The organism is Mesohalobacter halotolerans (genome assembly GCF_006120725.1).
GTDB lineage: Bacteria > Bacteroidota > Bacteroidia > Flavobacteriales > Flavobacteriaceae > Psychroflexus > Psychroflexus halotolerans.
Genome location: NZ_SWMU01000002.1, coordinates 475,151 through 489,063, shown reverse-complemented (window position 1 = coordinate 489,063; position 13,913 = coordinate 475,151). Strand labels below are relative to the sequence as shown.

The window sequence follows — 13,913 nt, the reverse complement described above, 5'->3', positions numbered from 1 at the left end:
AATGACAACGACAACTAAACAACCTGAACGATATTCAGATGCTGAGTTAGCAGAATTTAGAGTGCTTATTGAAGACAAGATTAAAAATGCTGAGAAGCAACTCAACATCTACATCGATGCTTACAAGAACGGAAGTGCTAATGATACAGAAGATACCGCGCCAACTTTTAAATCTTTTGATGATGGTAGTAGTACCTTAAGTAAAGAAGCTAATTCTCAATTGGCTATCCGTCAAGAAAAATTTATCAGAGATTTAAAAAATGCTTTAGTCAGGATAGAAAACAAATCTTACGGGATTTGCCGAGTGACGGGAAAATTAATTCAGAAAGAACGCTTAAAATTAGTCCCACACGCTACCTTAAGCATTGAAGCTAAAAACCGTCAGAATTAAGATCTGACCGTGACCTAGACCCTGAAATAAATTCAGGGTGACAGTTTTTGGCAAAACTGTCATGCTGAACTCGTTTCAGTATCTACGATAACCAAACCCAAACCTTATGTCATGCTGAATTTATTTCATCATCTCTCGATATCATAGATCCAAGACCACTTGTTTCAGCATCCACCGACAACAAAGACCCAAACCCATATGTCATGCTGAATTTATTTCAGCATCTTTTATTACCTTTACCTAAAATCAAAATTCATAATTCAAATCTGAGATGCCTAAACGACTTATACATAGGTATTGGGTATATATTATAACAAACAAACCAAAAGGAACACTATATATTGGTTTTACAGGAGGCATCGACGATAGAATGGAAAGACATAAAGCTGGTAGAGGTTCTAAGTTCGCTGCAAAGTATAACCTGAAAAGGTTAGTGTATTTAGAAGAGTTTCAATATGCCAATTATGCTATAAAACGTGAAAAACAATTAAAACGTTGGCATAGGCAATGGAAAATTAATTTGATTGAAAGTGTTAATCCAGAATGGAAAGATTTGTGGAAACCTTTAGACCCTGACCCTGATCCAGACCCTGACCCTGAAATAAATTTAGGGTGACAGTAGATAACTACTGTCATGTTGAACTTGTTTCAACATCTTTTCAGTATGTCCTGCTGAACTCGTTTCAGCATCTCACCACCATATCCTATTAAAATGGTTTCACTAAGCGTCAAAACAGCATCTGCACAACCGCAAGTCCCATCCCAATCAAAATACTGATAAATTTCTTATAATTAAATTGGTGATCTTTAGAGGTTTCAAACAAAATTGTAGAGGCAATGTGTAAGAGAATACCTACTACAATAGCTTCTACCCAGACTTTTATGTGGCCTAAATCTTGTTCAAAAACAATATGAACAAGACTTCCTAGAGGTGTCATTATAGAAAATAAGATGAGAAAAACAATCAGTTTCGTTTTTGATAATTGAGTACTCAATAAAAAACTACTTACTATTATGGCTACAGGTATTTTATGAACTAAAATGCCAATCAATAAATCTGAGTGCTGGTGAGTTGGAAAACCTTCAAAAAAAGAGTGAATAGACAAACTGATGAAAAGTAATAGTGGAAATGTATTTCCTTTTTGTTCAAAATGCACATGACCATGTTCAGCCCCTTTAGAAAAAAATTCTAAAACCAACTGCATTACAATACCGATTAAAATAAAAATACCTATTAAATCATTTTGCGCTTTGTAGATGTCAGGTAAAAGTGTCACTACAGTTACCGCGAGTAAAAAGCCACCACTAAAAGCAAGCAATAAATTCAAATACTTGGAATGGGATTTAACTTTTAATGCAATAAAAAAACCTAGAAAAACCGCAATAATAGGAAGGTATAAACTCATCATGGTTTAAAAATCAATATTAAACGTTCAGAAGTTTCAGTATTGAAGTCTTCTAAATCGTAGTTGCCAAAAACATGCTTAATTTGTAAGCCTGCTGTCTTAAAGTAAGATTTAAACAACTCTAAATCAATACATTTTAAACGTTCAGTAAAATCGAAATCTTGACCTTCAGCCTCAAACTGTATGCGTTTAAAAATATAACCGTCTTCAACCCATTTATGAATTTTAAACTCAATATCGTCAACAGTTTTGCTGTCGTGTGATTTTAGATGTTTTAGTGTGTGATGCACATTCAAAAAATCTATAACGCCACATGCATTGAGCTTCATATTGGCTTTCATCGCTTTTATGGCATTGATATTGTAATCGTCTTTTTCAAAATATCCGAAACTGGTAAAGAGATTAAAAACGGCATCATAGGTTTTACCCATGGGTTGACACATATCGTGGCGAACAAAGTTTAAGCCTTTAGTTTCAAAAGTTTTAGCATAATCTATACTGTTTTGAGATAAATCTATTCCAGTGACCTGATACCCGATTTTATTTAAATAAATGGCATGTCGTCCACGACCGCAAGCCACATCTAAAATATGTGATTTAGGTTTTAAATTCAGGTAATCTGTAAGTTGACGCATAAAGTTTTGCGCTTCCTCGTTATCTCTGTTTTTATATAAAATATGATAATACGGGGTATCAAACCAAGTCGCATACCATTTAGACGCTGTTTGTTTCATAGACTACAAAATTAGCCTATTTTTGTTTTGTAAAATAAAATTATGAGCAATAACTTTAAAATGCTGGCGACAACGCTCTATGGTTTTGAACCTTTGCTAGAACGCGAACTTCTTAAACTCGGCGCTATGGATATCAAACCCGGCGTAAGAAACGTGAGTTTTGTCGGTGATACTGGATTTATGTACAAAGCCAATTTGAGCTTGAGAACAGCCTTAAGCATTTTAAAACCTATAAAAACATTTAAATTTCACTCAGAAGATGAGTTTTATCAAAAACTCTACGAATTCAATTGGTCTAATATAATGACTGTGGATAACACATTTATGGCTTCTGCCACTACACATCAATCCATTTTCAATAATTCACAATTTGTAGGCTTAAGAACAAAAGATGCCATTGTAGATTTTTTTAGAAACCAAACCGGTAAGCGCCCAAATGTATCGACTGATGATCCTCAATTGATTTTTAATGTGCATATCAATCGAAACACTTGTACAGTCAGCTTAGATAGCTCTGGCGATAAATTGTTTAAACGCGGTTATCGTACGGTGACTAATATTGCACCAATCAATGAAGTTTTGGCTGCTGGTTTGTTGTTGCATTCAGGTTGGGACGGGCAGAGTGATTTTATGGATCCAATGTGTGGCAGTGGCACGATTTTGATAGAAGCGGCGATGATTGCTTGTCAAATTCCACCTAATCTCAATCGCAAAACTTTTGGTTTTATGCATTGGCAAGATTGGGACGAAGACTTATTTGAAGTGATTACAAAATCAGTTTTAAAAAAAATTAGACCGTTTCATTTTAAAATTACAGGTATAGATAAAGCGCCTTCAGCGATAAGAAAAGCTCAAGATAATGTGGATAAAGCTAATTTAAGCGAGTTTATCAATATTCATCACGATGATTTCTTTTCCACTTCAAAAGAAGACGAACGCCCTTTGCATATGTTGTTTAATCCACCTTATGGCAATCGATTGGATGTAAATCCAGAATTGTTTTACAAGATTTTGGGTCAAACGCTTAAAGCTAATTATAAGAATACAAAAGTATGTTTCATCACTTCAGATGATGATGCACCAAGGTTTTTAGAACTTAAAGGTTCAAAGCCAATAAAAGTTTTTAACGGTGGTATAGAGGCAAATTTATACCAGTTTAAGATTTACTAGCTATTATCTTAAAACATCAATATCCATTTGAATATTGGACAATGGCCATTCACTGGCATCTGTTTCTACTTGTGAGATTTTTTCAACAACTTCCATACCTTCTATCACACGTCCAAAAACTGTAAATTCTTTATCGAGATGATGGGCGCCATCTTTTTTGACCACAATATAAAATTCAAAAGCCGATGAGGCGTTACTCACTTTTTGACTCGGCGGTTTGGCCATGCCTACAAACCCATAATTGTTTTTATGTAAAGGATTGTACTCATTTGGAATTAAGTAATCACCAATTTTTGACCTTAATTTTTGTGTGCTAGGTTTATCACTGTTGCCACCTTGGACAACAAATCCACTATCTACACGGTGAAAGAATGTGTCATCGTAATAGCCTAATTTAGTTAAACGAATGAAATTGACACGGTGTAATTTTTCTGCAGCAAACAATTGAATTTTAAAATCACCAAATCGAGTTTTTACCTTGACTAAAGATTCAGGATTTTGTATTTCGTATTTTTCAAGATAGTCTTCTAGAGTCTCTTGAGTCAATGTTTTAATATGGGAGACATCAACATCATTTTCTCCACCTGCTGGGATGATAACTTCTGGTATTGTATCTTTGGCTTTAGTTTTTTGACTTTTTTGTGGGTATTTCCTAGGTTCAGGATCATTTTTACAGGCCCAAAACAGAGTTAATACAATAAAATATAGCGAGACACGAAATGCAATTTTCATATTTTAATCAATTTTTACCAAAAATAAAAAAAATAGATTTACCGGGTCAAAAAGCTCAAATCTTATTAGCCCCTGATTTTAGAAAAGAATCTTTAGAAATAAGCTATAATACTGATAAAGCCAAAAAAGCTGGTGTTATGGTTTTATTTTATCCCGGTCACCAAAATGAAACCCACTTTGTATTGATATTGAGAAAATCTTATAAAGGTGTGCATTCAAATCAAGTGGCTCTCCCTGGAGGCAAAGTTGAAAGACAGGATGGAAATTTAATAGAAACAGCACTGCGGGAGACAGAAGAGGAAATAGGAGTGAAGGCTACAACTGTTGAAGTTATAAGACCTATGACTGAACTTTATATTCCGCCTTCTAACTATATGGTACAACCCACTTTAGCCAAAGTTGATTACACACCAGTTTTTGAACGCCAAGTTTCTGAAGTTGAAAAGATTATACCTGTAAAGCTCAAAGATTTTATGCAACCATCAAATATAAAAACAGGGTCAATTCGTACTTCTTATGCTGGAAAACGGCAAGTGATGTCCTATCAACTTAAGGGTTATACCATTTGGGGTGCAACTGCTATGATGTTAAGTGAACTGCAAGTCATGTTAAATAATATCATATCAAGAAAAGATTTGTTTTCAAATTAGACACAATTCAAGTATATATTTAAGAGTTGTAATATAATTATACACTGCTATTTTATTTTAAACCCTTGAGCAATATGTTTGAGTAGTGCTTTTATAAAGTAAAATGATGTCATGGTAAGCATCATCTTAACCTCTCCTAGAGGCTTGGTTTGTTCGTCTAAAAATTTAAAGATTTGAGATATATCGTTGTATTTATACATTTTATAAAATAAAGTTTGACCGTATTCATTATGATTGTATAATACATCTAAAAACATTTTGTCGTAGTGTTTAAAACGCTTATCGTAGAGATGATGGTGTGGACTTTTTCCTTCTTTAATATTATTGATAATTTTTATTGAATTGCGTTCAGCATTTTTGAAAGAATAGCCCGTAGAGGCTTTAACCCAGCCTCCAGATGTGCCGATTTTGGTGATCTTTGGTCTATGATGTTTGTAAAAAGGATGACTACTCATGGGGATTACTCCTTTTTCTTCTTCATAAATTTGATATTGTGCGAGGTTGAGTTTTTCTTTTAAATAGCTTTTGATATAATGTTCGTAGGTTTCCTCATTGACTTGTTCCGGAGAGAAATACGTGAATTCTACCAAAGCTTTATTTTTGGTAAAGGGTAAAACATATATGAAGCAGGTTTTTTCATGGTCTGAGATATCATAATCCATCATACAAAATGTATCCGGATTAAAAACATTTTCTTCAGTTTTAATGAACCAACCTTTGAAATGTTGTAAGATATTGATACTGTCTTTTGGTTTGTAATTTTCTGGTAATCTGCTATCAAATATATGTTTTGCTGAATAGGTCTTGTGTTTCCCTCTTAATTGAACTGTGTCTTGATTCTCTTCACTTTTAGTGATTTCATCTTCAATCCACTGAATGTTTGATGCAGTTTTGATTTTACTTTTAGCATAAGTATAAAAGTCAATTGATTTGATCATTTTATAGCGATACTCAGCGAGATTAAGAGGAATGGTTTCACCATTAGCTTTAAATACGCCTTTATTCCAAGATTTATGGATGATATTGTCGTACAACCCTTGACCGGTTTCCCAGTAGCACCAAGTTTTGTCATTTGTAAATTTTGTCCTTTTTTCGATTATACCAATCATTTTATCATCAAAATGGGTATCTCTCAACATCGCTAAAGCGAGTTGAAGTCCGGAAGCGCCGCTTCCAATTATGATGTAATCAAAAGCTTTAGAAGACATAAAAAAGAATAAAAAATAAAACTTGGACAATATAAATATGAAAGGATATTACGGTGTCCGCTTTGGATTTGAATTTCAAAACCGCAAAACTGAAAATATAAGCCAAAACAAACCAAGTGATATAGTTTTGTAAAGGCACACTTGGTAGTTCAAATGCCCAAAAATCAAATCTTGGTGCAGACTGTTCTATAAATATATCAAAAACTAGCATTAAACCACTTGATATCAATGCTTTAAGATAAGTAGATTTCAGTTTAATTGAATCAGCAATTTCAGCAGTCACAAAACTCAATATCGCCCAATTTACACCTATTATAATGGGTACATCAGCTAGTTTAAGTCCTAAATTGTTACCATAAGTATATTCACCAAATATTTGACCGGTGGCTACACCAACAGCTTCGACTACAAAACCGCTGATGGCAATACTTGAAAATAAAATGACTTGCTTGATTTTTTTTATAGGATAAAAAAAGACTAATAAAGAAAAAATAAACCATAAATTCAATGCTGATAAAGGAAGAAAGAAATCACTGTATCCTAAATTTATCCCAATAAAGCCGGATATATGCATAAGCCATAACATGAATATCCCTGAGTATTTCAAGTTGATGTGCTTCATGATTGACGAATGTGTTTGGCTATTATTTTTGCAGACATCAAACATAAAGGAATACCACCACCGGGATGTACAGAGCCACCGCAAAAGAAAAGATTACTATAACTTTTTGAAAAATTGGGATGACGTAAAAAAGCTGAAAATTTATTATTGCTAGACGTCCCATATAGTGACCCTTGGAATGATGCAGTTTCTTTTTCTATATCTTTTGGAGTGAGAACTTTTTCAACTTCTATGTGATTTTCAATATTTGTCTTGAGATTTCTATTGATTTTATTGATAATTTTTTCTCTAATGTAAGTGGTTTGAGCTTTCCAGTCTTGTCCTTCATGTGTAGGTGCATTGACCATTGTAAACCAATTTTCAGAGCCTCTTGGAGCATCATTTTTGATATGTTTTGAAGTAATATTTATATAGACCGTTGGATCTTCATAAAAGTACTTTTTATCAAAAATATGCTCGAACTCTTTATTGTAATTTTCTGAAAATAAAATGTTGTGTAAATCTAAAGGTTTAAACTCTTTATTTATTCCCCAATAAAAAATCAATGCAGAGCTTGATCTTTCCTGCTTTAATGTTTTCTCTGGTTTTGGTGCGTTTTTTAAAATTGTATTGTAGGCTGTATATACATCCATATTACAAACTACAGTATCAGCATTATAGATTTTTCCTTTTGCTTTTATAGCTTTTACGGTTTTATTTTCAGTCATAAGTTCATCAACAGGAGCATTGAGATGAAAGCGTATACCAACTTTTTGGGCAAGTCGGGTTAGACTCTGCGAAATATCATGCATTCCTTTTTTAGGTAAATATGTTCCAAGCTGCATTTCTAAGTGTGGAATCATAGACATAATACCCGGTGTTTTAAAAGGGGAAGAACCATTATAAGTTGCAAAACGATTAAAAAACTGTATCAATTTCTCGTTTGAAAACGATTTGTGATTTACTTGATCTAAACTTTGATTGAGGTCTAACTTATGTACTGAGCTTAATGCATTTATTGTTTCCAGGTTGAAAAAAGACTTGCTTTTATGTAAAGATTTTTCTAGGAAAACCGGTGAAGTTAATTCGTATTTACGCTGACTTCGTTTAAGATAATTTCTTATAGACTCTTCAGACTCTTCAAAAAATTGACTGGCTTCTTTGACAAATCTATCCCTGTTAGCAGAAGCTGAAAAAGAAGTACCATCTTCCCAGAAATAATTGCAAATGGTTTCTTTCTGAATATAATTAAAGTGGTTCCGTGGGTCTTCATCAAAAAGTTTAAAGAGTTCATCAACAAGTTCTGGGAGTGTAAAGAGAGAAGGTCCTAAATCAAACCTGTAATCTCCTAGTTGAATCGCATGGATTTTTCCGCCGGTGTATGTGTTTTTTTCAAATACGTCTACCTCGTAACCCTGATGTCTGAGCCTTAACGCCGAAGCTAAACCAGCAATACCAGCTCCAATGACGATGGCTTTAGACATAAATTTATTTTTGATTCTTGAAAAAGCGCAGTGGTGGAACTAGCATGCCGTAGCATTCACCATCTTCCTTGCCTAAGTGTTTATGATGGATTTTATGAGCTCGTCTTATGGCTTTTGCATACCAGTTGTTTGCATTTCTAAATAACTTAAATCTTTGGTGAATAAATATGTCATGAACTAAAAAATAGGTTAATCCATAGGCAGCGATTCCTGCGCCTATAGGAACACCAAACCAATAGCCTAAACTATCTACGTAAATAAAGAAAAACATACTTACCGCAGCATAAAATATAAAAAAAAGGTCATTGCGTTCCCACCAGCTTTTATGGTCTTTTAGGTGATGGTCTTTGTGTAATGACCAGAGAAATCCATGCATGATGTATTTATGGGTAAACCATGCCATAAATTCCATAAAACAAAAGGAAACTAAAAAAACAAGAATAGAATATATAAACATAGTCTATATCAAATTTAATCTACAAGATAAGTAAGATTGAGCCAATAAACTCATTTTTTGATAATCATTAACACGTATGCGCTTGGACTTGATCTGTAAAGATGGTGTCTTTTTAAGCTTGTAAAGTAATTTTAAATAGTATACATAAGCTGTGTAAACCCCGAGCTTAGCTTCAATAGGCAACCTAGTGATACCCCTTAATCCAGCTTTAAAGTCTGCTTCAATTTCATTGATAATTCTCATTTTGGTTTCTTCATCTAGAGCTCTTAAATCTACATTCGGAAAATAAGACCTGTTTAAATCTTCATAATCAGCTTTTAAATCTCTTAGAAAATTGACTTTTTGAAACGCAGATCCTAATTTTTGAGCATCGTGCTTTAATTCGTTATACAAATCTTCGTCGCCTTTTACAAATACTTTTAAGCACATCAAACCGACAACATCAGCACTGCCATAAATATATTGCTCGTATTCTTCTACGGTTTTGTAATTTGATTTATTTAAATCAGCCCGCATGCTATTCATAAAAGCCTTATATAGATGATCTGGAATTTGATATTTATGAACGGTTTCTTGAAACGCATTGAGAATTGGATTTAAACTAATTTTGTTTTCAATGGCATCGTAGAGTTGCTTTTCAAAATCGTTAAACAAAAATTCTTTATCGTAATCATGAAAAGTATCTACAATTTCATCTGCAAACCTCACAAAGCCGTAAATATTATAAATATCTTGACGTATAGATGACGATAGGAGACGAGTCGCAGAGGAAAAAGAAGTACTGTAAGATTGCGTAACATGCTTACTGCAATGTTTGGCGATGTTGTCAAATATTAACTTCATGATTTGTCGTATTTCTCAATTAAATCGGCAACTAACTTACCCGAAATTAAAGCAGGTGGAACACCAGGTCCCGGTACTGTTAATTGCCCTGTAAAGTACAAACCTTTTACTTTATTACTTTTTAACCTCGGTCTCAAAAAGGCAGTTTGTAACAAGGTATTTGCCATTCCATAAGCATTTCCTTTGTAAGAATTATAATCTTTTTTAAAATCAGAAACACAAAATGATTTTTTAAATATAATGTTTTTTTGGACTTTTTGGTTAGTCAACTTTTCAAACCTTGTGATAATTTTTAGAAAATATTCATCTCTCAAAGCCTCTGTATCTTTAATATCAGGAGCCAGTGGAATTAAGAAAAAACCATTTTCACAATTTTCAGGAGCTGTATCTGGATCGGTAAGTGAGGTAAAGTTTGCATAAAATAAAGGTTCTTCTGGCCACTTAGGATTCTTATATATCTCATCTGCGTGTTGATTAAAATCAACATCGAAGAACAAATTGTGATGATTTATGTTTTTGAGTTTTTTGTCAAACCCAACGTAAAAGAGAAGAGAAGAAGGCGCAAAGGTTTTTTTCTCCCAATACTGTTCTAAATATTGTCTATGGTTTTGGTCTAGTAATGATTCTGTATGATGATAATCTGCGCCAGATAAAATTAAATCTGAGTCAATTTGTTCTCCATTTACTGTCAAACCCTTTACATGTTTTTGTTCATCAACGTGTATATATTCGACGTTGGCATTGGTTTCAAATGTTACTCCCAGTGAAGTTGCTAAATCTTGCATAGCTTTGACAACACTAAACATTCCACCTTTGGGATGCCAGGTACCAAGACCAAAATCTGCATAATTCATAAAACTATAAAACGATGGCGTATCTTGTGGTCTCGCACCTAAAAACAGTACAGGAAATTTTAATATCTGTTTGAGCTTAGGATTTTTAAAATTACGCTCAACGTCTTTATCTATATTGCCAAAAAATTGTCCAAGTTTAGAAATCGACTCAGGGGTCACTAATTCTAATGGAGATTCACCGGGCTTGTATACCAATTTTTTTATAGCTATATCGTAATTGGAACGTGCCTTATCCATAAATTTTTTGAGCTTTTGAGCACCGTTGTCTTCAAGTTGTTCAAAAGCATTGTAAAGCTCTTCTAAATTATCAGCAACTTTAAAACTATCATCTTTTCCAAAAACAACCTGATAACCAGGGTTGAGTTTATCTAATTTGTAATAATCTTGTGGTGTTTTGTCAAAATCTTTAAAAAATCGTTCAAAAACATCTGGCATCCAATACCATGACGGCCCCATATCAAAAGTGAAGCCTTTGTGTTTCATTTGGCGAGCTCTTCCACCAAGATTTGCGTTTTTTTCTAGAACTTTTACAGTGTATCCAGCTTTTGCTAAATAACAGGACGCTGAAAGTGATGAAAATCCTGAACCTATAATATGTACTGTCTTACTCATTTTGTGGACTAAACGCTTTAGAGGTTAAGCGTTAATTCATTAATATTTTTAAATGCACGGACTCGTTTTGGTAAAGTGTAATCATTTTCTATAATCTCGATAGCTTTTCTACCTAACAACCAATATTCACATTTATCACCTGTACAAATACTTTCTGTAAACCTTTCTAAATATTCATCGATATTTTTAGGCTTAATCGTTAAATAGGACACAAACACGGTATTGTCAAATAGTTTTGAAAGGTATGTCAAATCTTCCATTGGTAAACTTTGACCGAGGAAAATTACTTTATAACCATGTAACAATAATTCATAATTGGTATAAAATAAACCGACATCATGTATTTCCTCTTCGGGCAAAAACAAAACAAATACTTTATCTGTCTTAGAAGGTTTTTCAAACTGAAGCTTTTCGATGTTGATAAAAAGCTTCTGTTTAATTAATGTTGAAATAAATTGCTCATGAGCTGGCGTAATTGTACCGGCTTGCCATAGCATTCCAATATCAGTAAGTAATGGAATAAATACATCATTGTATATTTCTCTAAACGTATTGTGTTCTAAAAGACCGTCATAAGTTTTTAAAAACAAAGACTGGTCAAAATTCATCATAGCCACTTTTAGAGATTTTACTGCGCGGTTATAATTACTTTTACTTGTCGTTATCCGTTTAACAAGCTCACTAATCTCATTGTCAGTCATTTTTGAAATTCGGGAAATTTTATACCCATTTTCATTTAAAAATGCAATATTGAGAATTTTCTGAAGACCACTAACACCATAGGTTCTGATGTTAGTGTCAGTTCGTTTAGGTTCAAGAACTTTATAGCGCTTTTCCCACATCCTGATAGTGTGTGCTTTGATACCACTCAGAGATTCTAAATCTTTAATGCTGAAATTTTGTTTAATGTTTGCCATAATATTAATTAACAATAGCAAAAATATATAATAACTTATTGTCTTGTTTAAAATTTATAGTTAAATATTAAACAATTTTGTTAACAATTGTTAAGAATGGTTTCAGTCCATTCTAAATTTGTCTTCTTCATCTGAGGAAATCCCTAGTGCTTCGTAGATATAATCAAAGGTAGAGAGGAGTTTGGGTTTGCCATCTAACAATGCCACGTCGTGTTCAAAATGTGCACTTGGCTTATTATCAGCCGTAAGTATTGTCCATCCGTCTTTAAGTTGTTTAATTCGTTTTGTGCCTAAGTTGATCATAGGTTCTATGGCGACGGTCATTCCATTTTTAAACTTTTTACCTCGGCCTCTTTTGCCATAATTTGGCATTTCAGGATCCTCGTGCATTTTCTTTCCTAAACCGTGACCAACCAATTCTCTTACTACACCATAGCCATGGTTTTCTGCATGTTGTTGTATTGCAAAGCCTACATCTCCAACACGCTTACCAATTCTAAATTGGTCGATACCATGATACAGACATTCTTTAGTCACTTTAAGTAAAGTTTTGATTTCTGGATTTACCTCACCGACTTCAAAGGTATAAGCGTGATCACCGTAATAACCGTTTTTAATCGCACCACAGTCTATAGATATGATGTCTCCATCTTGCAGAGGCTCATCATTAGGGATGCCGTGAACTACTTGAGCATTGGGACTCATACACAGGGTGTTTGGAAAGTCGTATAAGCCTAGAAATCCCGGAACAGCATCGTGATCTCTAATAAATTCTTCAGCAATTTTATCAAGTTTTAAAGTCGTTACACCGGGTTTTACTTCATTAGCGATTACTCCAAGTGTTTTGGATACGATAAGTGCACTTTCGCGCATTAGTGCTATTTCTTCATCAGACTTAATTTTTATCATTTATGATTTTTAAGTGTTTTTAAATAGTTTCTGGAAAAGACTTTTAGGCTGTTTTTCAAAATCAGCCTCCTGATTGGTGATCATCTTATAGATTTCTCCCCAGCTGTACATGCCACCCAAGTTCCTATCGTCTATAAAAATATCGGCATCAATTTTTCTGCTGATTTTATCGTCACTAAACTCTTCCTCTGGATAACTTTTATTCACAGCGTAAAACTCTAAATCATGAGATTTACAAAAATCGACAGCCTCATTAAGTTTATGACCATGTCTGTAGGTCCATAAGATAAGCAAATAACCTTCATTTTGAAGTTTTTTGAGGGTTTCAAACACAAACAGTTTGGGTTTGCCAATGTCGGGATAACGGCTTTCTACAATGGTTCCATCAAAATCTATTGCTATTTTAGGCTTGTTACTAGAAAACATTTTTAGTCTTGATAACTGTGTTTGTAAGGTTGTTTTGAAAAAATTTTGATTAAATCCTTTTCTAAACTCTCTTGAGCGTACTCCACAAAACGGTTCAATTCTTCTCCATCTTGATATACAATGATAGTTGGTACATTAGTGATATTAAGTTTTCTTTGTTGTGCTTTTGAAACGTTTGGGACTTTTTTGTCTCTGCCAACTCCGATAAGCTCTAAGTGATTAAAATTAAAATTAGATTCTTCCAAAAGTTTAATAAGTCTAGGAACTTCTCTTTGACTATCAGAACACCATGTCCCAAAATAGACTTGAATTGAAAAGTCATTTTCATTAAACAGTTTGTTGAGCTGTTTTATTGACTGTGGTTGTGGTTTGTAGTTTTGATAATTAGCTTCAAACCAATTGCGATGGGATGTAGAGCGTATGTCTTCTTTGTTGGTTTCTCCAACAATATCCCGGTCTTGAGCTAGTGATATGTTTAATACCATCAATGCAATAAATAAATACAAAGATTTCATTATA

The 13,913-nt window shown here is 33.6% G+C and carries 17 protein-coding genes; 4 read left to right on the top strand and 13 right to left on the bottom strand.

All coding sequences use genetic code 11. The annotated features are described in order from the left end of the window. Window position 1: 1 nt before the first annotated feature. Window positions 2–391 (top strand): TraR/DksA family transcriptional regulator, encoded by a 390-nt coding sequence (locus FCN74_RS06825; protein ID WP_138931839.1) that lies wholly within the window; start codon window positions 2–4, stop codon window positions 389–391. Window positions 392–662: 271 nt separating this feature from the next. Beyond that, window positions 663–1,007 carry a GIY-YIG nuclease family protein gene (locus FCN74_RS06820; protein WP_138931838.1) on the top strand — a complete coding sequence of 115 codons (345 nt, stop codon included), beginning with the start codon at window positions 663–665 and terminating at the stop codon, window positions 1,005–1,007. A gap of 112 nt (window positions 1,008–1,119) precedes the next feature. Here the strand turns inward: FCN74_RS06820 and FCN74_RS06815 are convergent, their stop codons facing one another. Both FCN74_RS06815 and FCN74_RS06810 read right to left on the bottom strand, forming a co-directional pair. After that, window positions 1,120–1,800 carry a ZIP family metal transporter gene (locus tag FCN74_RS06815; protein ID WP_317128770.1) on the bottom strand — a complete coding sequence of 227 codons (681 nt, stop codon included), beginning with the start codon at window positions 1,798–1,800 and terminating at the stop codon, window positions 1,120–1,122. Beyond that, window positions 1,797–2,531: an SAM-dependent methyltransferase gene (locus tag FCN74_RS06810; RefSeq protein WP_138931837.1), complete on the bottom strand. Its 735-nt coding sequence runs from the start codon at window positions 2,529–2,531 to the stop codon at window positions 1,797–1,799. Before FCN74_RS06810 ends, FCN74_RS06815 begins: the two co-directional genes overlap by 4 nt. Window positions 2,532–2,573: 42 nt before the next feature. Here FCN74_RS06810 and FCN74_RS06805 point away from each other — a divergent pair, with 42 nt between their 5' ends. Beyond that, window positions 2,574–3,701 carry a THUMP domain-containing class I SAM-dependent RNA methyltransferase gene (locus tag FCN74_RS06805; RefSeq protein ID WP_138931836.1) on the top strand — a complete coding sequence of 376 codons (1,128 nt, stop codon included), beginning with the start codon at window positions 2,574–2,576 and terminating at the stop codon, window positions 3,699–3,701. Between the two features lie 3 nt (window positions 3,702–3,704). On the opposite strand, the gene FCN74_RS06800 is transcribed toward FCN74_RS06805, so the two are convergent. Further along, window positions 3,705–4,433, bottom strand: coding sequence for a peptidylprolyl isomerase (locus FCN74_RS06800; protein WP_138931835.1), 729 nt, complete (start codon window positions 4,431–4,433; stop codon window positions 3,705–3,707). On the opposite strand from FCN74_RS06800, the gene FCN74_RS06795 reads away from it, so the two are divergent. Next, window positions 4,421–5,083, top strand: a complete 663-nt coding sequence (locus FCN74_RS06795) for an NUDIX hydrolase (protein ID WP_138931834.1) — start codon at window positions 4,421–4,423, stop codon at window positions 5,081–5,083. The two genes, FCN74_RS06800 and FCN74_RS06795, sit on opposite strands and share 13 nt — an antisense overlap. Before the next feature lie 47 nt (window positions 5,084–5,130). On the opposite strand, the gene FCN74_RS06790 is transcribed toward FCN74_RS06795, so the two are convergent. The 10 genes from FCN74_RS06790 to FCN74_RS06745 all read right to left on the bottom strand — a co-directional run bounded on the left by FCN74_RS06790 (window position 5,131) and on the right by FCN74_RS06745 (window position 13,909). After that, complete coding sequence (locus FCN74_RS06790) at window positions 5,131–6,291, bottom strand: lycopene cyclase family protein (RefSeq protein ID WP_138931833.1); 1,161 nt, start codon at window positions 6,289–6,291, stop codon at window positions 5,131–5,133. Continuing rightward, entirely contained in the window at window positions 6,281–6,913 is a 633-nt protein-coding gene (locus tag FCN74_RS06785) for a carotenoid biosynthesis protein (protein WP_171047129.1), read from the bottom strand. Before FCN74_RS06785 ends, FCN74_RS06790 begins: the two co-directional genes overlap by 11 nt. Then, on the bottom strand, window positions 6,910–8,376 hold the full coding sequence (crtD, locus tag FCN74_RS06780) for a 1-hydroxycarotenoid 3,4-desaturase CrtD (RefSeq protein WP_138931831.1): 1,467 nt from the start codon (window positions 8,374–8,376) through the stop codon (window positions 6,910–6,912). Before crtD ends, FCN74_RS06785 begins: the two co-directional genes overlap by 4 nt. Window positions 8,377–8,380: 4 nt before the next feature. After that, window positions 8,381–8,833 carry a sterol desaturase family protein gene (locus FCN74_RS06775; protein ID WP_138931830.1) on the bottom strand — a complete coding sequence of 151 codons (453 nt, stop codon included), beginning with the start codon at window positions 8,831–8,833 and terminating at the stop codon, window positions 8,381–8,383. 3 nt (window positions 8,834–8,836) lie between these two features. Beyond that, window positions 8,837–9,676, bottom strand: coding sequence for a phytoene/squalene synthase family protein (locus FCN74_RS06770; RefSeq protein ID WP_138931829.1), 840 nt, complete (start codon window positions 9,674–9,676; stop codon window positions 8,837–8,839). Beyond that, complete coding sequence (locus FCN74_RS06765; protein WP_138931828.1) at window positions 9,673–11,142, bottom strand: phytoene desaturase family protein; 1,470 nt, start codon at window positions 11,140–11,142, stop codon at window positions 9,673–9,675. Before FCN74_RS06765 ends, FCN74_RS06770 begins: the two co-directional genes overlap by 4 nt. A 17-nt stretch (window positions 11,143–11,159) precedes the next feature. Beyond that, on the bottom strand, window positions 11,160–12,059 hold the full coding sequence (locus tag FCN74_RS06760) for a MerR family transcriptional regulator (protein ID WP_138931827.1): 900 nt from the start codon (window positions 12,057–12,059) through the stop codon (window positions 11,160–11,162). A 102-nt stretch (window positions 12,060–12,161) separates the two neighbouring features. Continuing rightward, complete coding sequence (gene map, locus FCN74_RS06755) at window positions 12,162–12,968, bottom strand: type I methionyl aminopeptidase (protein WP_138931826.1); 807 nt, start codon at window positions 12,966–12,968, stop codon at window positions 12,162–12,164. Between the two features lie 9 nt (window positions 12,969–12,977). Further along, the gene (locus FCN74_RS06750) at window positions 12,978–13,394 is read right to left on the bottom strand and encodes a BT0820 family HAD-type phosphatase (RefSeq protein ID WP_138931825.1); all 417 of its coding nucleotides are present in this window, start codon (window positions 13,392–13,394) and stop codon (window positions 12,978–12,980) included. 2 nt (window positions 13,395–13,396) lie between these two features. Then, complete coding sequence (locus tag FCN74_RS06745; protein WP_138931824.1) at window positions 13,397–13,909, bottom strand: TlpA family protein disulfide reductase; 513 nt, start codon at window positions 13,907–13,909, stop codon at window positions 13,397–13,399. Window positions 13,910–13,913 lie beyond the last annotated feature (4 nt).